The 991-nt window shown below is 78.5% G+C and carries 1 protein-coding gene; it reads left to right on the top strand.

Annotation, left to right across the window (positions count from 1 at the left end):
* A partial coding sequence (locus CKO13_RS12325) for a sensor histidine kinase (protein ID WP_200261442.1) occupies nt 1-991 on the top strand: 991 nt, incomplete at both ends.

Raw genomic sequence — 991 nt, 5'->3', positions numbered from 1 at the left:
CCTCTCCGCCGAGCTGCCGCGGCTCCTCGGCCTGTCCTGGATCGCGGAGGCGATGGGGGTGGTCCTGCTCGCCCCGCCGCTGCTCGCCGTCGGCTGGCCCGGCCGCCCCGCCGTGCGCCACCTGGAGGGGGTCGCCTGGATCGCCGCCGCCGGCGCCTTCACGCTGGCCGTCCACGGCGGGAGCCTGAGCGCGCCGGCGGCGCTCGCCGCCTCCTACGCCGTCTTCCCCCTCATCCTGGCCGTGGCGCTGCGCTTCGGGCCCGCCGTGACGAGCGCCGCGGTGCTCGCCGTCGCCGCGGCGGCGCTCAGCTGCACGGCGCTCGGCAAGGGGCCGTTCGCCCAGGTCGGCCCCGTGGCCGATCTGCTCTCGCTGCACGCCCACCTGGCCATGCTCGGCGTGACGGGGCTGCTGCTCGCCGCGGCGCGCAGCGAGCGCGACCGCGCCGACCGCCAGGCGCGGGAGCACCTGCACACGCTCGCCCGGGCGGGGCGGCTCGGCGCCGTGAGCAGCCTCGCCGGCGGGATCGCCCACGAGGTCAACCAGCCCCTGGCGGCGGCGAACAGCTACGCCCAGGGGGCGCAGCGGATGCTGCGGGCCGGCCGCCCGCGCGAGGAGGTCGCCGCGGCCCTCGAGGCGGTCGTCCGGGGCAACGAGCGGGCCGCCGAGGTCGTCCGGCGCCTGCGGGCCTTCCTGCGCTCCGACGCCGGCGAGCGCGAGGCGGCGGACCTCAACACCCTCGTCGGCGAGGCGATCGAGCTGGTCATCCCCGAGTACCGCCGCCACCGGATCGGCCTGCTCAGCGATCGCCATCCGGAGCCGCTGGCGGTCTGGGCGGATCCGGTGGCCATCCGCCAGGTGGTGGTCAACCTGCTGCAGAACGCCCTCGAGGCGGTGCTGGGCGGGGAGGGCCTGGCCTGGGTCCAGGTGACCACGCGCCGCGATCCGGGCGGCCGGTGGGGCGAGGTGGCGGTGGCGGACAGCGGGCCGGGG

This window comes from Halorhodospira neutriphila, assembly GCF_016584055.1.
Classification (GTDB): domain Bacteria; phylum Pseudomonadota; class Gammaproteobacteria; order Nitrococcales; family Halorhodospiraceae; genus Halorhodospira; species Halorhodospira neutriphila.
This window is presented reverse-complemented; position numbering and strand designations above follow the sequence as displayed.